Raw genomic sequence first — 17,037 nt, 5'->3', positions numbered from 1 at the left:
GTCCATGGCATGGTGTCCTCCCTCGAATCTTTGCAAATCCGAAGGAATCACAGGCCAGCCAAAGCCGCTCACCCTTTTCCGGTCAGGCTCTCAGGATGAGGTGAACATGTGCGGCGGGATCAGTATGTGCGGCGGCACGACGTGCAGCCTCGTCACCTGTCGCAGAACTGCGACAGGTCGGCTCCGTGATCGCTCCTATCAGGGCTGACAGAAGACGCTTCCCGCGACATCGTCGGCGCAAGTCGCGACCACGCGACGAATTGCGCAAACAGCAAACATCGGGAGTGATCAATGAACAAGGTGGAATTCCTCAGCGTCACCAAAAGTCCCTTCGCCGAACGTTATGACAATTTCATCGGCGGCAAATTCGTCGCGCCGATCTCCGGCAAGTATTTCGACAACGCCTCGCCGGTGACGGGCCAGATCGTCTGCAAGATCGCGCGCTCCGACGCGCAGGACGTCGAGGCAGCGCTCGACGCAGCGCATGCCGCCAAGGCCGCCTGGGGCCGCACCAGCGTCGCCGAGCGCGCCGCGATGCTGAACCGCATCGCCGACCGCATGGAAGACAATCTCGAGCGTCTCGCCATCGCCGAGACCTGGGACAACGGCAAGCCGATCCGCGAGACCCGCGCCGCCGACCTCCCGCTCGCCATCGATCATTTCCGCTATTTCGCCGGCGCCATCCGCGCCCAGGAAGGCTCGATCGGCGAGATCGATCACGACACCGTCGCCTACCATTTCCACGAACCGCTCGGTGTGGTCGGCCAGATCATTCCCTGGAACTTCCCGTTGCTGATGGCCTGCTGGAAGCTCGCGCCCGCGCTCGCCGCCGGCAATTGCGTCGTGCTCAAGCCGGCCGAGCAGACCCCGGCCTCGATCATGGTCTGGGCCGAGATCATCGGCGACATTCTGCCGCCTGGCGTCCTCAACATCGTCAACGGCTTTGGTCTGGAAGCCGGCAAGCCGCTCGCGTCCAGCCCGCGCATCGCCAAGATCGCCTTCACCGGCGAGACCACGACGGGCCGGCTGATCATGCAATATGCCAGCCAGAACCTCATTCCCGTCACGCTCGAGCTCGGCGGCAAGTCGCCCAACATCTTCTTCAGCGACGTCATCGCCGAAGACGACGATTTCTTCGACAAGGCGATCGAAGGTTTCGTCATGTTCGCGCTGAACCAGGGCGAGGTCTGCACCTGTCCGAGCCGGGCGCTGGTCCATGCCGACATCTATGACCGCTTCATGGAGCGGGCGCTGAAGCGCGTCGCCGCGATCAAGCAGGGCGACCCGCGCGCGGCCGACACCATGATCGGCGCGCAGGCATCGGGCGAGCAGCTCGCGAAAATCCTCTCCTATATCGACATCGGCAAGCAGGAGGGAGCAAAGGTGCTGGCCGGCGGCGGACGCGCCGAGCTCGGCGGCGATCTCGCCGGCGGCTTCTATGTCCAGCCGACCGTGTTCGAGGGCCACAACAAGATGCGCGTGTTCCAGGAGGAGATCGCTCTACGGCCTGGGGGCCGGCGTCTGGAGCCGCGACGCCAACCGCTGCTATCGTTTCGGCCGAGCAATCCAGGCCGGCCGGGTCTGGACCAACTGCTACCATGCCTATCCCGCGCATGCGGCCTTCGGCGGCTACAAGCAGTCGGGTGTCGGGCGTGAGACCCACAAGATGATGCTCGATCACTACCAGCAGACCAAGAATCTGTTGGTCAGCTACAGCCCCAAGAAGCTCGGCTTCTTCTGATCGGGGATGTGGCACTCAGGAGGTCGTCGTGCCCGGGCTTGTCCCGGCCATCCACGTCCTTCGTGCCGTTGGGCCAGATGTGTGGGCCAGGCGTGGATGGCCGGGACAAGGCCGGTCATGACGCTGTGGAAGCTTCGGCGCCAGACTCATGCGCTTGGTTTCGGGCGGGCAGGATAATGGTGGCTCGCAGTTCTTGATGCGGCCACGAATCTGTGTCGGGCGGCGTCAGTGATTAAATTTGTTGCCTGATCCGCGCCAAAGATTTTCCAATATTACGATCGCGTTGCAGTGCGGCATAATGAAAGTCGTGCCATGCCGCCGCGGTGCTTTCCAAGGGCGTTTGAGTTGGGTTAGACAGGGCTGAAGTTTTCTCTGACCCGGAATTCCCATGGCCGCACCCAAGAAAGCCGCCGCAAGCACTGCACAAGACAAGACCGACGGCGGTTCGCCCCCGGAATTCACCAGGGAGCAGGAGCTCAAGGCGCTCCGCGACATGCTCCTGATCCGGCGGTTCGAGGAAAAGGCCGGCCAGCTCTACGGCATGGGCGCGATCGGCGGCTTCTGCCACCTTTATATCGGCCAGGAGGCCGTAGTGGTCGGGATGCAGATGGCTCTGAAGCCGGGCGATCAGGTCATCACCGGCTATCGCGATCACGGCCATATGCTCGCCACCGGCATGGAGGCCAACGGCGTCATGGCCGAGCTCACGGGCCGTCGCGGCGGTTATTCCAAGGGCAAGGGCGGCTCCATGCACATGTTCAGCAAGGAGAAGCACTTTTACGGCGGCCACGGCATCGTCGGCGCCCAGGTCTCGCTCGGCACCGGGCTTGCTTTCGCCAATCACTATCGCGACAACGACAATGTCAGCGTCACCTATTTCGGCGACGGCGCGGCCAACCAGGGCCAGGTCTATGAGAGCTTCAACATGGCGGAGCTCTGGAAGCTGCCGGTGATCTACGTCATCGAGAACAACCGCTACGCCATGGGCACTTCGGTCTCGCGCGCTTCGGCGCAGCAGGATTTCTCCAAGCGCGGCGCCTCCTTCAACATTCCCGGCCAGCAGGTCGACGGCATGGACGTCCGTGCCGTGAAGGCTGCCGGCGACGAGGCGGCGGCGTGGTGCCGCGCCGGCAAGGGCCCCTTCATCCTGGAGATGCAGACCTACCGTTATCGCGGCCACTCGATGTCGGATCCCGCAAAGTACAGAACGCGCGAGGAGGTCGAAAAAGTCCGCCACGACCAGGATCCGATCGAGCAGGTGCGCAACCGCCTGTTGGCCGCCAAGGTCAGCGAGCAGGATCTGAAGGCGATCGACGCCGAGGTGCGCGACATCGTCAACGCGTCCGCCGATTTCGCCCAGCATGATCCCGAGCCGGATGCCGCCGAGCTCTGGACCGATATTTACCGCTGAACGCGCGCAAGCTTTCTTTTGGAGTCGATATGCCAATTCAAGTGCTGATGCCCGCGTTGTCGCCCACGATGGAGAAGGGCAACCTCTCCAAATGGCTGAAAAAAGAGGGTGAGACGATCAAGTCCGGCGACGTCATCGCCGAGATCGAGACCGACAAGGCGACCATGGAGGTCGAGGCGACGGATGAAGGTACGCTCGGCAAGATCCTGATCCCCGAGGGCACCGCCGACGTCGCCGTGAACACGCCTATCGCGACGATTCTGGCCGATGGCGAGAGTGCCGCCGATCTCGCCAAGGCGCCGGCGCCTGCGCAGCAGCAGAAGTCCGCCGAGTCCGCAGCCCCTGCCGCTGCGAAGGCCGAGGCTCCAGCTCCCAAAGCCGCGCCGGCGCCGCAAGCCGTCGCAGAGCCCGACCCGGAAGTGCCCGCCGGCACCGAGATGGTGACGCAGACCATCCGCGAAGCCCTGCGCGATGCCATGGCCGAAGAGATGCGCCGCGACGCCGACGTCTTCGTGATGGGCGAAGAGGTCGCGGAATACCAAGGCGCCTACAAGGTGACGCAAGGGCTGCTTCAGGAATTCGGCGCCAAGCGCGTCATCGACACGCCGATCACCGAGCACGGCTTTGCCGGCATCGGGGTCGGCGCCGCGATGAGCGGGTTGAAGCCGATCGTCGAGTTCATGACCTTCAACTTCGCCATGCAGGCGGTCGACCAGATCATCAACTCCGCGGCCAAGACGCTCTACATGTCCGGCGGCCAGATGGGCTGCTCGATCGTGTTCCGCGGGCCCAACGGCGCCGCTTCCCGCGTGGCCGCCCAGCACAGCCAGGACTATTCATCCTGGTATTCGAACGTCCCGGGCCTCAAGGTCGTCGCGCCGTACTCGGCCGCTGATTACAAGGGCCTGCTCAAGGCTGCGATCCGCGATCCCAACCCGGTGATCTTCCTCGAGAACGAGATGCTCTACGGTCACACCGGCGAAGTGCCGAAGCTCGACGATTTCGTGATTCCGATCGGCAAGGCGCGCATCGTGCGCTCCGGCGGCCATGTCACCATCATCTCCTGGTCGAACGGCATGAGCTACGCGCTGAAGGCCGCCGACGAGCTCGCCAAGGATGGTATCGAGGCCGAGGTGATCGACCTGCGCACGCTGCGTCCGATGGACACCGAGACCATCATCAACTCGGTCAAGAAGACGGGACGTGCCGTCACGGTGGAAGAGGGCTGGGCCCAGAGCGGTGTCGGCGCCGAGATCGCCGCGCGGATCATGGAGAACGCCTTCGACTATCTGGATGCGCCGGTCGCCCGGGTCTCCGGCAAGGACGTGCCGATGCCCTATGCCGCGAACCTGGAAAAGCTCGCGCTGCCTTCGGTGGCCGAAGTGGTCGAGGCCGCCAAAGCCGTCTGCTACAGGTAGACCATGGCGGGCCCGAAGGAGCAGCCATTACCACCCGACGTCCTCGTCCGCGATGATGCGGTCGAGATCCTGCGCGTGTTCGTGCTGGACGGCGGGCTGTCGATGGCGTTCCAGCGGGCCTTCGACGAGCCCGACATGTGGGGCCTGCTGCTGGTCGATCTCGCCCGTCACGCCGCGCGTGCCTATGCGCGCGAGAGCGAATACACCGAGGAGGACGCGCTGAACCGGATCATCGAGATGTTCCAGGCCGAGATCGAGCGTCCCACCGACACCGGCACCACGACGCCGCGCGGGAAGGGACACTGACCATGGCGATCGAATCCTATCATTTCGATTTCATGCTGGAAGCGATCCGCGAGGCGGAAGCCTCGATCGCGCAGGGCGGCCTGCCGATCGGCGCCGTGCTGACCCGCGACAACAAGGTCATCGCCCGCGGTCACAACAACCGCGTGCAGGAAAAGAACGTGATCCTGCACGGCGAGATGAGCTGCCTGCGCGAGGCCGGCGTGATCTCGTTCCACGACACCGTCATGTACACCACGCTGTCGCCGTGCTCGATGTGCGCCGGCGCGCTCGCTCTGTTCAAGGTCCAATTGGTGGTCATCGGGGAATCCGTCACCTTCCCGGGCTCCAAGGACATCCTCGACAAGTTCGGCATCCCCTGGATCGATCTTGCGGACGACCGCTCCATCACCATGATGAAGAACTGGCGTTCCAATCCTGCCAATGAGCGCCTGTGGCAGGGCGACATCGGCAACTAAACCTGGTCTGTTCGTCCTCGCTCCCGGGGCCGACGTTTTGAGAAGTTCTTCGTGAGGTCAGCATGCCCATCAACATCCTGATGCCCGCTCTTTCGCCGACGATGGAGAAGGGCAACCTCGCCAAGTGGCTGAAGAAGGAAGGCGACAAGGTCAAATCCGGCGACGTCATCGCCGAGATCGAGACCGACAAGGCGACCATGGAGGTCGAAGCCATCGACGAGGGCACGATCGCCAGGATCCTCGTGCCCGAGGGCACGCAGGACGTCCCGGTCAACGACGTGATCGCGGTGCTGGCCGGCGAGGGCGAGGACGTCAAGGCGGCAGGTGCCGCCAAGCCCAGCGCTTCGGCCGCGCCTCCGAAAGCTGCTGAAGCTCCCGCGGCTGCTCCGGCGCCCGCGCCAGTTGCGCCCAAGGCTGCGCCGCCGCCCACAGCTGCCGCGCCGAAACCTGCCGCAGCACCGGCTGCGCAGAGCAACGGCCATGGCGGCCGCGTGTTCTCCTCGCCACTGGCGCGCCGGCTCGCCAAGGAAGCCGGCGTCGATGTTGCGATGGTGACCGGCACCGGACCACACGGCCGCGTGGTGGCGCGCGACGTCGAGCAGGCCAAGTCCGGCAAGGGTCTCAAGGCTCCCGCGGCGCCGTCAGGCGCGCCCTCGAGCGCGCCGACCATGTCGGACAAGCAGATCCTGTCGCTGTTCGAGCCGGGCTCTTACGAGGTCGTCCCGCATGATGGCATGCGCCGCACGATCGCGCAGCGCCTGACCGCGTCGATCCAGAACGTCCCGCACTTCTACCTCACCATCGACTGCGACATCGGCAAGCTGCTCGCCGCGCGCGAGGAGATCAACGCGGCTGCTCCCAAGGACAAGGAGAAGAAGCCGCTCTACAAGATCTCGGTCAACGACTTCGTCATCAAGGCGATGGCGGTCGCGCTGCAGAAGATCCCGAACTGCAATGTGAGCTGGACCGAATCCGGCATGGTCAAGCACCACCATTCCGATGTCGGCGTTGCGGTAGCGATGCCCGGCGGCCTGATCACGCCGATCATCCGCAAGGCCGAGACCAAGACCCTGTCGACCATCTCCAACGAGATGAAGGATTTTGCGGCGCGCGCCCGCTCGCGCAAGCTGAAGCCCGAAGAGTACCAGGGCGGCACCACCGCCGTCTCGAACCTCGGCATGTTCGGCATCAGCCACTTCACCGCCGTGATCAATCCCCCGCATGCGACCATCCTCGCGGTCGGCACTAGCGAGGAGCGGCCCGTGGTCCGCGGCGGCAAGATCGAGATCGCGAACATGATGAGCGTGACCCTGTCCTGCGATCACCGCGCCATCGACGGCGCGCTCGGCGCCGAGCTGATCGGTGCCTTCAAGCAGCTGATCGAAAACCCCGTCATGATGATGGTGTGAGATGGCGCATGACGACGCGCTGGCCCTGGATCTCGACGCTGGTTTCGCTGATCCTTACGCTCAGCCCGCTCGGCCGCGACGTCGTTGAGTCGGCCTTCTTCGCCGGCGAGGCGCTGTCGCGCAACATCTGGGCGCCGATTGCGCTTACCATCTTCGCCATCATGGCGGCGGTCATTCTCGTCGAATGGCTGATCAGAACTTACTTCCTCAATCGCCGCGCCCGCGGCGCAACGACCGCTTGAGTTGAACGGGAGCCGCCATGGCCGATACATCCTTCGACGTCATCATCATCGGTTCCGGCCCCGGCGGCTATGTCACCGCGATTCGGGCCGCCCAGCTCGGCTTCAAGGTCGCGATCGTCGAAAAATCCTATCTCGGCGGCATCTGCCTGAACTGGGGTTGCATCCCGACCAAGGCGCTGCTGCGCTCGGCCGAGATCTACCACTACATGCAGCACGCCAAGGATTACGGCCTCTCGGCCGAGAAGGTCTCGTTCGATCCCAAGGCGGTGGTGCAGCGCTCGCGCGGCGTCTCGAAGCGGCTGAACGACGGCGTTGGCTTCCTGATGAAGAAGAACAAGGTCAGCGTGATCTGGGGCGCGGCCTCGATCGACGCGCCCGGCAAGGTCACCGTGAAGAAGTCCGACGTCGAGGCGCCGAAGGGCGCGCTGGGCGAGGGGAGCTACCAGGCCAAGCACATCATCGTCGCGACCGGCGCGCGGCCGCGCGTGCTGCCGGGCCTCGAACCCGACAAGAAGCTGATCTGGACCTATTTCGAGGCGATGGTGCCGGAGCGGATGCCGAAGTCGCTGCTGGTGGTCGGCTCCGGCGCGATCGGCATCGAGTTCGCCTCGTTCTTCCACACCATGGGCTCCGACGTCACCGTGGTCGAGGTGCTGCCGCAGATCCTCCCCGTCGAGGACGCCGAGATCGCGGGCCTGGCCCGCAAGCGGTTCGAGAAGCAGGGCATCAAGATCCTGTCCTCGACCAAAGTGACAAAACTCGAGAAGAAGGCCGACAGCGTCGCCGCCACCATCGACGACGGCAAGGGCAAGCCTGTGACCACCGAGTTCGAGCGCGTGATCTCGGCGGTCGGCGTCGTCGGCAACATCGAGAATCTCGGCCTCGAAAAGCTCGGCGTCAAAACCGATCGCGGCTGCATCGTGATCGACGGCTACGGCAAGACCAACATCCCCGGCATCTACGCCATCGGCGATGTCGCCGGCCCGCCCATGCTCGCGCACAAGGCCGAACATGAAGGCGTGATCTGCGTCGAGGCGATCAAGGGCCTGCACCCGCATGCCATGGACAAGAATCTGATCCCGGGCTGCACCTATTGTCAGCCTCAGGTGGCCTCCGTCGGCCTGACCGAAGCCAGGGCCAAGGAGAACGGCCGCGAGATCCGCGTCGGCCGCTTCCCCTTCGTCGGCAACGGCAAGGCCATCGCGCTCGGCGAGGACCAGGGCCTGGTCAAGGTCATCTTCGACAAGAAGACGGGCCAGCTGCTCGGCGCCCACATGATCGGCGCAGAGGTCACCGAGCTGATCCAGGGCTACGTCGTCGCCATGAACCTGGAGACGACGGAAGAGGAGCTGATGCACACGGTGTTCCCGCATCCGACGCTGTCGGAGATGATGAAGGAAGCTGTGCTGGATGCTTATGGAAGGGTGCTGAATATTTGACGGGCGCCAATCGCCGCCCACCGCCGTCATTGCGAGCGCAGCGAAGCAATCCAGAGTCTTTCCGTAGAGGCAGTCTGGATTGCTTCGCTACGCTCGCAATGACGATCAAAGAGAGCCGTTTGCAAAATAAGAAGGAAACCAACCCATGCACGACAACGACAACCTCACCATCGAGCGCCCGAGCTTCGTCACCCATCTCGAATGCGCGATGGAGGGCGATCATTATCCGGCCGACCAGGTCCACAACCTCTCCAAGGCCGGCAAGCCACTGCTGGTGCGCTACGACCTCGCGGGTGTGAAGAAGGCGCTGACCAAGGATGCGCTGAGCCAGCGCCCCGCCGACATGTGGCGCTACCGCGAGCTTTTGCCGGTACGCAAATGCAAGGACATCGTCTCGCTCGGCGAGGTGACCACGCCGTTGATCCGGCTGCCGAAGCTCGGCGCAAATCTCGGCGGCGGCGAGATCATCGTGAAGGACGAGGGGCGGCTGCCGACCGGCTCTTTCAAGGCGCGCGGCCTCGTGATGGCGGTGTCGATGGGCAAGGCGCTCGGCATCAAGCACATGGCGATGCCGACCAACGGCAATGCCGGCGCGGCGCTCGCGGCCTATGCGACCTCCTGCGGCATCAAGACCACGATCTTCTGCCCGGCCGATACGCCGGAGGTGAATGTCAGCGAGATCGAGCTGCAGGGCGCGACCGTCTACCGCGTCAACGGCTATATCGACGATTGCGGCAAGATCGTCGGCGAGGGCAAGGCGAAAGTCGGCTGGTTCGACACCTCGACCTTGAAGGAGCCGTACCGGATCGAGGGCAAGAAGACGATGGGGCTCGAGCTCGCCGAGCAGCTCGGCTGGGACGTGCCCGACGTGATCTTCTATCCGACCGGCGGCGGCACTGGCCTTATCGGCATGTGGAAGGCTTTCGACGAGCTCGAGAAGATCGGCTTCATCGGCAGCAAGCGCCCGCGCATGGTTGCGGTGCAGGCCTCCGGCTGTGCGCCGATGGTGCGTGCCTATGAGGCAGGCACCGAGCATGCGACGCGCTGGGAGGACGCCCACACCATCGCTTCGGGCATCCGCGTGCCGCAGGCGATCGGCGATTTTCTCATTCTGCGCGCGGTGCGCCAGAGCAAGGGCTTTGCCATCGCGGTCGACGACGACAAGATTTCGTCGGCACTGAACGAGGTCGCGCGCGAGGAGGGGCTGCTGCTCTGCCCCGAAGGCGCCGCGACCTACGCCGCCTACAAGGACAGCCTCGCCGACGGCCGCGTGAGCAAGACCGATCGCGTGATGCTGTTCAATTGCGCCACCGGCCTGAAATACCCGCTGCCGCCGGTCACCCGGACGCTCGATCGCCACAAGCCGATCGATTATTCGCAGTTCTAGCGCGGCATTTCGTCCCTTCACGAACGATCCCTCTTCCCGTACGCGGGAAGAGACAAAAACAACAATGACATTGCTGGGAGAAGACAATGAAGGCCGCCTGGGCTGCGCTGATTGCTGTTCTCGCTGTTGCAGGCGCCGCGCGCGCCGACGACTATCCCTCGCGTCCCATCACCATCATCGTGCCCTTCGCCGCTGGCGGGCCGTCGGATGCGATGGCGCGTGTGCTTGCCGAGCGGATGCGCACGGCGCTCGGCCAGCCGCTGGTGATCGAGAACGTCACTGGCGCCGGCGGCTCGATCGGCGTCGGCCGCGCCGTGCATTCGGCCCCTGACGGCTACACGATTTCGTTTGGCCATCTCGGCACCCACGTTGCCAACGGCGCCGTCTACAAGCTCAATTACGACCTGGTCGCGGACCTGGAGCCGGTGGTGCTGCTGCCGAGCAATCCGATGATCGTGGTCAGCAAGAACGCGGTGCCCGCGACCTCGCTGAAGGAGCTGCTGGATTGGCTGAAGTCGCGGCCGTCGCCGCCGACCGCCGGCACCGCCGGCGCAGGCTCGGGCAGCCACATCGCCGGGGTCTATTTCGAGAGCGTCAGCGGCATCAAGCTGCAATACGTGCCGTATCGCGGCACCGCGCCCGCCCTGAACGATCTCATCGCCGGCCAGATCGACGTCATCGTCGACCAGACCTCGAACTCCATCAACCAGGTCCGTGCCGGCACCATTCGCGCCTACGCCATCACCGACGACAAGCGTCTGCCCTCGGCGCCCGACATCCCGACGGCGGAGGAGGCGGGCCTGAAGGGTTTCAACATGACACTGTGGTCCGGCATGTGGGTGCCGAAGGGCACGCCGAAGGCGATCGTCGCCAAACTCAATGCCGCGGCCGTGGAAGCGCTGAACGATCCCGGCGTGAAGAAGCAGCTCGAAAGCCAGGGCCTGGAAATGACACCGCAGGATCAGCTCACGCCCGAGGCGCTCGGAGCCCGCCAGAAGGCCGAGATCGCGAAGTGGTGGCCGATTATCAAGGCGGCCAACATCAAGGTGGATTGAGGCGTTCTGGTAGGGTGGATTCGCGCTGCGCGAAGCGCAGTCGCTCGGCGTAATCCATCTCTTCTCGTGCAGCGATAGAACTGGTGGATTACGCTTCGCTAATCCACCCTACGAAGCCAGAGCCTACTCCGTCCCCGTAAACCCTACCGGCGTCGCCACAGCCGCCGCATCCTTCGCCACCACGCGCTGATCGCTCTTGCCGGCGATCATGCCGCTGCCCTCGAACCGGGCGCGGTAGACCAGCACGTTTTCGATCACGCGCTGGACGTAGTTGCGCGTCTCCGACAGCGGGATACGCTCGACCCAGTCGACCGGATCGACCTTGGGATCCCTGGGGTCGCCGCGCGCCTGCACCCATTCGCGCACGCGGCCCCGGCCGGCATTGTAGCCGGCGAAGGTCATGATTTGGTTGCCGCGATATTCCGACAGAAGTGCGCTGAGCTCGGCCGCGCCCATCTGCGTGTTGTAGACGGGATCGGAGACCATCTTGTCCCAGTCATAGGTCAGGCCGAAGCGCTTTGCGGTGTCGCGGCCCGCTTCCGGCGTCACCTGCATCAGCCCGACTGCGTTGGCGGCCGATTTGTCGCGCTGGTCGAACGAGCTTTCGGTGCGCGCCACAGAATAGATCACGCTGGGCTCGATCGCAGGCGCGACCTGCTTATGATCTGGGATGCCGATGGTCGGGAAGGCGTAGTGATCGAGCGCGAGCCCGCGCGCTAGCGCCGACTTGCCGACCTCGAGCATCACGCGCGCATCGTTGCGCCGGCCGGCGAGCTCGCCGAGCGCTTCGAGTGCCGCGACATCGGTACTCTCCTTGGCGAAATCCTCGGCGTAGTAAAACACCATGTCGCGCTCACCGACGCCATAGAGCATGTCGGCGGCGCGCACGCGGTCGTCCGCGGCCGGCGTATCGGCCGCGGCCAGCACAAGCGAGGGCGCGCGGAGATCGATGCGGTCGAGGCCGAGCCTGGCGCGGGCGAGCTGGCCGTAATAGGCGGTCGGATAGCGCGCCGCCGCCTGATAGCTCAGGCGCGCATCGGTGGTTGCGTTCATCGCCTCGGCTGCACGGCCACGCCAATAATGCGCGCGCGACAGCGCGAGCGGATTGGCCGAGCCCTCGTCGATCGCGGCGAAGTGCGTCATCGCCGCCCTGGGATCGTCGAGATAGCGCAGCGCGATCCAGCCGCACATGAAGTGATGGTCGACGCGATAGACCTCCATCGCGGGCACGGCCGCCGAGCGCACCACCTCGTAGGCAGTCTTGAACTTGCCCTGGTCGAGCAGCTTTCGCGCGAGCAGGCGGCGCTCGCGCCACCAGGCGTCGGTGTCTTGCGCCGCCATCGTATCGGGCGCGGCGGCCAGGATCACCTCGGCCGCGTCGTCGATGCGGTCATTCTGGAGATGCCATTGCGCGCGGCACAGCACATAGCCGAGGTCGCGGCGCGCCTCGGCCGAGACCTCCTCGAGGTCATCCTTGGCTTTGCTGGACTTGCCGGTGACCGCAGCGCAGGCCTTGACGATCGCGAGCGCATCCTCGCCGAGCCGCTTGGCTGCGCGCCGCGCCGCCGCATAGTCCTTGGCGCCGAGGCGCTTGTCCATGCGGGCGCGATGATCCTCACTGGTCAGGAGATCGCGGAACGCCTCGTAGGCATCTTCCTCGCTGCGCTCGGACAATTCGTCCGTGCGCCAGGCCTCGCGCACCAGACGCGCGGCCCTGTCGCTGTCGCCCTCGGTCGTCAGCACGCGGGCGAGCGCGAACTTGCCCTTGGCGCTGGTCGGCCGGTCCATCGTGAATTTGTGCACGGTCGCCGCGTCGGCCTTCTCCTGCCACAGCCGCGCTTCGGCACGGCGGCGGAGCAGCGCGCTGCTCGGCCAGTCCGGATTGGCGGCGAGGAAGGCGGCGTAGCGCTTGAAATTCGCCGTGCTTTCGGAATGGCGCAGCATGAACCAGTCGGCGAGTTTCTGTCCGGCAGGGTCGGCAATGCGGTCGCGCGCCGCGCTCGCATCCTCGGTCTTTCCCTTCCGCGCGAGATCGATGGCATCCTTCAGCGCGGCGAGATCGCCGGTCAACGGCGGGGCCGCCGGCTTGTCCGAGGGCGCGTCGTCCTGTTTCTTCGACTTGCGCCTGGCCTCGGCATGCTTGCCGTGTCGCGCCTTGCCGGCCGAGGCATGGCGCTGCTTGCCGGCTTTCGCCTCATGCGTCTTCTTCGGCGCGGACGATTTGTGATTGCTCTTCGCTGCCAGCTCAGTAGGGACAAAGGCCAAAGCGGCCACGGCAACGACACACGCGAGCGAGCGTAGGCACTGGTTCATTCCGTGGTCCCCCTGCGAAACCAGCACAAACCAAAGTCCGCGACGAGATGCGGCTCGAGAATCAAAGCTGCGTCAAAAATGGTGACACGACGTCGTTTCGCATCCTCAAGCTGTTCCAACAATGCGGCGAAATACGGATGGAGCGAGGGAACCTCCGCACCGGCGGGGTGGAGCGCGGCTCTTAACCTTCATTAACGAATAAGGCTCGCGCGACGGCTGCGGCGGTTCAGGACGCCCAAGCGGCCAAATTGCGCGTATTCCCCGCGGCAAATCCGTTGTATTGGGTTCCAAGGCCTTATCCCTTTCAGCCCATTGTCCCGCGCCCATGCCGATTTTCAACCAGTCGATCCGGCGCAAGATCGTCGGGATTGCGCTCGGCCTCATCATCCTGATGGTCGTCACCGCGGTCCTGTCGATGGTGATGTCGAGCCGCGTCGGCCATCTCCTGGATGAGCTGACCGCGCGGTATATTCCGGCCTACGGCCACCTGGCGCGGTCCAATGTGCGGTCGCTGGAGCGGGCGCTGGCGATGCGGCGCATGGTGATCGCAAAAATGCAGACGCCGCCGGACGAGGAGGGTTTTGCCGCGCGCCTGAAGATCTTTCGGGAAACCGACGCCCAGGTCGAGCAAGAGGCTGAAGCCGCGCGAAAGCTGATCAACGCGATCATCGACGATGAGAGCACGCCGTCGGACAATGCGGCACTCGCCCGGATCGAGACGCGCATCGAGAATGCGGTCAAGGAGCTTCGCCGCGAACTCGATGACGAGGACGCCAAGCTGCTCAGGCTGCTCGATGCCAAGGACTTTGCGGCCACGCGCGACGTGCTTGTCCATGTAGACGCGCTGAGGGATCTCTTCACCCAGCGGATCGACGCGATCCGCGCCGAGATGCTCTCGCAGGTGTTCGTGAGCACCGCGCAGGTCATCCGCCATCAGCGCCAGGCGATCATCGTCTCGGGCATCGTAACCATCCTCGCGGCGATCGTCGGACTTGGCTTTGCGATCATGGTCTCCACCGGGATCACGCGACCGGTCCGGCTGTTGCTGGCCGGCACCCGCGAGGTCGAGGCGGGCCGGTTCGACAAGGCCATCAATGTCTCTACCCAGGATGAGATCGGCGAGCTCGCCGCCGCCTTCAACCGCATGGTCGAGCAGTTGCGCCACAACGAGCGCATCCGCGAGACCTTTGGCCGCTACATCGATCCGAAGGTTGTACAGGGCCTGATCGACCGGCCGGAGGTCGCCATCGACGGCCAGCGCCGGGTGATGACCATCATGTTCTGCGACATGAGCGGCTTCACCGCGATGAGCGAGGGCATGACCCCGCGCGGCCTGGTCAGGGTGATGAACCACTATTTCACCGTCATGTCCGGTCCGATCAGGAGCAACCGCGGCATCATCGACAAATATATCGGCGATGCCATCATGTCCTATTGGGGGCCGCCCTTCATCGAGGAGGAGGAGCAGTCTCAGCTTGCCTGCTTCGCCGCGCTCGACATGGCCGACCAGGTGCCCGCGCTCCAGAAGCAGCTCCCGGATCTCCTCGGCATCCGCGCTATGCCGGTGCCGTGCGATTTGCGGATCGGCATCGCGACCGGCGAGGTCCTGACCGGCAGCATCGGCTCCGAGCTGATGATGAGCTTCACCGTGATGGGCGATGCCGTGAACCTCGCCTCGCGGCTGGAGGCCGTCAACAAGACCTATGGCACCCGTATCCTGATCTCGCAGGCGACGGCGGACGCGATCGGTTCGCACCTCGAATTGCGCGAGGTCGATCGTCTTGCGGTCGCCGGCCAGAGCGCGCCGCAAGCGATCTTCGAGGTGATGGGCCGGGCAGGCGTGCTCACGGCCGCGCATGAGAGCCTGCGTTCGCACTACGCCGAGGGCCTCGCCGCCTATCGCGCCCGTCGCTTCGACGAGGCCCGTGCCGCTTTCAACGCGGCACTGGAAGCCGTCCCCGGCGACGGCCCCTCGCGCGCGCTGCTCGCCCGCATTGCGCAGTTCGAGGCCAATCCGCCGGGCGAGGGCTGGGACGGCGCGTGGCGGCTCGAGCAGAAATAGCCGGCCGCGCGGGAAAAATTTATTCTACTCGATAACGATGTTCGCCGTGACCTATTTCCCGGGCTTAGGTTTGGTGTCCTTGAGGCGTTTGATGGGGACACGCCGATGACAGAACTTGAGAACAGGCTCGAACGCTTCGAGCGCTCACCGCCGAATGCGAGCTGATCGCCAGGCTCGCCACCGACAGCACCAAGCGCGAGTTTTATCTGAAACTTTCGGAGCAGTACCGCCAATTGGCGGTGGACATGCGGCAGGCCATCGCGAGCCAGGCTGCGGCCTGACGCCGACAATCCGTTCTTAACACTTGGCGCGCATCCTCAATCCAGATGCGGGGACGCCTGCGGCGATTTTCCGCTGCGGAAATGCCGGGGCTCGTTGCGGTGCAGCGCGCCTCGCGAGATTGTTTTGTCGTGCCTCACGGGCGATCCCATGCGCCTCCTTGCGGTCATCATGTTTGGACTCATGACGGCAGCCTGCAACCAGGAGCAGGACATCACCGGCTCGACCCCGGTCTGCGCGATGCGGAACTACACCTCTTTCAATCCCCGCGACATGACCCAGTGCGTTGCCGCCTGCAAGGCGTGCGACCACGGCAACACGGTCACCTGCAGCACGTCGTGCACGCTCAAGGGCGCCCACTGAGCCGCTCCGCCTCCTGGTTTGAGGCCAACGGTGTCTTGACGGTTCCTTGACGCTGTCCTTGGCGGTGTCTTGGCGGTGTCTTGGCGGTGTCTTGGCACCGGAACGATTCACATGGATTAATCATTGAAAGGAAGGCAGGACGCGGAGTCCTTTGGAATGGGTATGCTCGATCCCGGTCGGTTCCTGGTGTCATGCTCGCATTGCGCGGCCTGGCCGATGGCGGCCAATGTGAAACGTTCGAGCTGGTCGGCTTCGCCAAACGAGGTCCGCTTCGTGTGCCCGCGCTGCCGCCGCGAGGAGACTGCGATCATCTCCGCCTCCGGCGAGTTGACGCCGATCCGGCGCGTCGATGTCCCGCCGCGCGACGTCACCGCGGCCTGGGCTCAGGCCCAGCGCGCAAGAGGGCGAGCGTAGCCCGCCCGTTTAAGGGCAAGTGGGTGAGGCGCTGAGGCTGTCGCGGTTGTCCGTCGGGCAAAACACCTGACCATTTCTCGACACGCCCATGTCAAGGCGGTGCGCCCAAAATATTCCGCTTTACCGAAATTCGGAAACGGCGTATGTGTTGCCCATCCCGGCTCATCCTTGAGGGGCGATCTTGTGGTCGTCACGTTCGCGAGCCGGGCTTGCGGTGGACGCGGCAGCGTTCGGGTACGAGAGGCCAAGGGCAGGGCGGATTGCTCTCCGTGAGCCCAAGGCTTCGTTCCGACGAGCGGCGCTGCTAGGCTTCGTCTCGTCTGTAAGTTTCCGGCTCCGTCGACAGGGCTGGGAATACTGCGGCGAAATGGCGGGCCGTGCGTACGGCAAAACCGTGTGGTCCTGGCGTCCAGTCATTTCAAGCGGTCGGGGAAAACTAAAAAGCCTCGACCAATGAACGGCTTATCAGGATCGGCGCGCGGCGCCGCGTCCCGCTGGTAAGCGCCGGGCCCTATTAGGCCCTAGTTTCACATGCTGCCGTTTTAAGGCGAGAGTTGGGGCTGCGCCCGCGCGAGGTTTAGACCCGGCCCGGTTGCGCCCGGTGGCTCTCGGAAGGATCGCGGGCCTGCTGGATGCGATGGCCGGGCTTGCCCGCTGATCCTTGTGGCCCGGTGCGGCGGCGCACGGTAGGACTCTCTAATTCGGTTCTGCTTATCATCGTGTCAGCCTTGCTCTTGGAGCGA

Annotated in this window: 13 protein-coding genes and 1 pseudogene; 13 read left to right on the top strand and 1 reads right to left on the bottom strand. The window is 64.6% G+C overall.

Translation table 11 applies throughout. The features are described from left to right. Positions 1 to 291 precede the first annotated feature (291 nt). From adh to C7G41_RS35745, 10 genes and pseudogenes are all read left to right on the top strand, one after another. A pseudogene (gene adh, locus C7G41_RS35790) lies at positions 292 to 1,741 on the top strand (aldehyde dehydrogenase). A 388-nt stretch (positions 1,742 to 2,129) separates the two neighbouring features. Then, a complete protein-coding gene (gene pdhA / locus C7G41_RS35785; RefSeq protein WP_007590620.1) occupies positions 2,130 to 3,152 on the top strand; it encodes a pyruvate dehydrogenase (acetyl-transferring) E1 component subunit alpha in 1,023 nt (340 codons plus the stop codon). A gap of 29 nt (positions 3,153 to 3,181) precedes the next feature. Next, entirely contained in the window at positions 3,182 to 4,570 is a 1,389-nt protein-coding gene (locus tag C7G41_RS35780) for a pyruvate dehydrogenase complex E1 component subunit beta (RefSeq protein WP_106946922.1), read from the top strand. Positions 4,571 to 4,573: 3 nt separating this feature from the next. Next, positions 4,574 to 4,876 (top strand): DUF5076 domain-containing protein, encoded by a 303-nt coding sequence (locus C7G41_RS35775; protein ID WP_007590623.1) that lies wholly within the window; start codon positions 4,574 to 4,576, stop codon positions 4,874 to 4,876. A gap of 2 nt (positions 4,877 to 4,878) precedes the next feature. Further along, positions 4,879 to 5,331: a nucleoside deaminase gene (locus C7G41_RS35770; RefSeq protein WP_106946921.1), complete on the top strand. Its 453-nt coding sequence runs from the start codon at positions 4,879 to 4,881 to the stop codon at positions 5,329 to 5,331. Between the two features lie 62 nt (positions 5,332 to 5,393). Beyond that, the gene (locus C7G41_RS35765) at positions 5,394 to 6,740 is read left to right on the top strand and encodes a pyruvate dehydrogenase complex dihydrolipoamide acetyltransferase (protein WP_106946920.1); all 1,347 of its coding nucleotides are present in this window, start codon (positions 5,394 to 5,396) and stop codon (positions 6,738 to 6,740) included. An 8-nt stretch (positions 6,741 to 6,748) separates the two neighbouring features. Beyond that, on the top strand, positions 6,749 to 6,982 hold the full coding sequence (locus C7G41_RS35760) for a hypothetical protein (RefSeq protein WP_106946919.1): 234 nt from the start codon (positions 6,749 to 6,751) through the stop codon (positions 6,980 to 6,982). Positions 6,983 to 6,999: 17 nt separating this feature from the next. Next, the gene (gene lpdA, locus C7G41_RS35755; RefSeq protein ID WP_106946918.1) at positions 7,000 to 8,421 is read left to right on the top strand and encodes a dihydrolipoyl dehydrogenase; all 1,422 of its coding nucleotides are present in this window, start codon (positions 7,000 to 7,002) and stop codon (positions 8,419 to 8,421) included. Between the two features lie 145 nt (positions 8,422 to 8,566). After that, positions 8,567 to 9,808 carry a threonine synthase gene (locus C7G41_RS35750; protein ID WP_106946917.1) on the top strand — a complete coding sequence of 414 codons (1,242 nt, stop codon included), beginning with the start codon at positions 8,567 to 8,569 and terminating at the stop codon, positions 9,806 to 9,808. Between the two features lie 86 nt (positions 9,809 to 9,894). Further along, the gene (locus C7G41_RS35745; RefSeq protein ID WP_106946916.1) at positions 9,895 to 10,863 is read left to right on the top strand and encodes a tripartite tricarboxylate transporter substrate binding protein BugD; all 969 of its coding nucleotides are present in this window, start codon (positions 9,895 to 9,897) and stop codon (positions 10,861 to 10,863) included. 123 nt (positions 10,864 to 10,986) lie between these two features. On the opposite strand, the gene C7G41_RS35740 is transcribed toward C7G41_RS35745, so the two are convergent. After that, complete coding sequence (locus tag C7G41_RS35740; protein ID WP_106946915.1) at positions 10,987 to 13,176, bottom strand: lytic transglycosylase domain-containing protein; 2,190 nt, start codon at positions 13,174 to 13,176, stop codon at positions 10,987 to 10,989. Between the two features lie 325 nt (positions 13,177 to 13,501). Here C7G41_RS35740 and C7G41_RS35735 point away from each other — a divergent pair, with 325 nt between their 5' ends. The 3 genes from C7G41_RS35735 to C7G41_RS38090 all read left to right on the top strand — a co-directional run bounded on the left by C7G41_RS35735 (position 13,502) and on the right by C7G41_RS38090 (position 16,294). After that, complete coding sequence (locus C7G41_RS35735) at positions 13,502 to 15,238, top strand: adenylate/guanylate cyclase domain-containing protein (protein WP_199198786.1); 1,737 nt, start codon at positions 13,502 to 13,504, stop codon at positions 15,236 to 15,238. A gap of 429 nt (positions 15,239 to 15,667) precedes the next feature. Next, complete coding sequence (locus tag C7G41_RS35730; RefSeq protein WP_106946913.1) at positions 15,668 to 15,880, top strand: hypothetical protein; 213 nt, start codon at positions 15,668 to 15,670, stop codon at positions 15,878 to 15,880. Positions 15,881 to 16,036: 156 nt separating this feature from the next. Next, positions 16,037 to 16,294, top strand: a complete 258-nt coding sequence (locus C7G41_RS38090; RefSeq protein ID WP_007590640.1) for a hypothetical protein — start codon at positions 16,037 to 16,039, stop codon at positions 16,292 to 16,294. Positions 16,295 to 17,037: the final 743 nt, after the last annotated feature.

This window comes from Bradyrhizobium sp. MOS002 (assembly GCF_003020115.1).
In the GTDB taxonomy this organism is placed as follows: domain Bacteria; phylum Pseudomonadota; class Alphaproteobacteria; order Rhizobiales; family Xanthobacteraceae; genus Bradyrhizobium.
This window is presented reverse-complemented; position numbering and strand designations above follow the sequence as displayed.

What these genes read in the sequence shown, in the direction of transcription:
- pdhA (WP_007590620.1), top strand. Translation starts at nt 2,130, where the DNA reads ATGGCCGCACCCAAGAAAGCCGCCGCAAGCACTGCACAAGACAAGACC.
- C7G41_RS35780 (WP_106946922.1), top strand. Translation starts at nt 3,182, where the DNA reads ATGCCAATTCAAGTGCTGATGCCCGCGTTGTCGCCCACGATGGAGAAG.
- C7G41_RS35775 (WP_007590623.1), top strand. Translation starts at nt 4,574, where the DNA reads ATGGCGGGCCCGAAGGAGCAGCCATTACCACCCGACGTCCTCGTCCGC.
- C7G41_RS35770 (WP_106946921.1), top strand. Translation starts at nt 4,879, where the DNA reads ATGGCGATCGAATCCTATCATTTCGATTTCATGCTGGAAGCGATCCGC.
- C7G41_RS35765 (WP_106946920.1), top strand. Translation starts at nt 5,394, where the DNA reads ATGCCCATCAACATCCTGATGCCCGCTCTTTCGCCGACGATGGAGAAG.
- C7G41_RS35760 (WP_106946919.1), top strand. Translation starts at nt 6,749, where the DNA reads ATGACGACGCGCTGGCCCTGGATCTCGACGCTGGTTTCGCTGATCCTT.
- lpdA (WP_106946918.1), top strand. Translation starts at nt 7,000, where the DNA reads ATGGCCGATACATCCTTCGACGTCATCATCATCGGTTCCGGCCCCGGC.
- C7G41_RS35750 (WP_106946917.1), top strand. Translation starts at nt 8,567, where the DNA reads ATGCACGACAACGACAACCTCACCATCGAGCGCCCGAGCTTCGTCACC.
- C7G41_RS35745 (WP_106946916.1), top strand. Translation starts at nt 9,895, where the DNA reads ATGAAGGCCGCCTGGGCTGCGCTGATTGCTGTTCTCGCTGTTGCAGGC.
- C7G41_RS35740 (WP_106946915.1), bottom strand. Translation starts at nt 13,176, where the DNA reads ATGAACCAGTGCCTACGCTCGCTCGCGTGTGTCGTTGCCGTGGCCGCT.
- C7G41_RS35735 (WP_199198786.1), top strand. Translation starts at nt 13,502, where the DNA reads ATGCCGATTTTCAACCAGTCGATCCGGCGCAAGATCGTCGGGATTGCG.
- C7G41_RS35730 (WP_106946913.1), top strand. Translation starts at nt 15,668, where the DNA reads ATGCGCCTCCTTGCGGTCATCATGTTTGGACTCATGACGGCAGCCTGC.
- C7G41_RS38090 (WP_007590640.1), top strand. Translation starts at nt 16,037, where the DNA reads ATGGGTATGCTCGATCCCGGTCGGTTCCTGGTGTCATGCTCGCATTGC.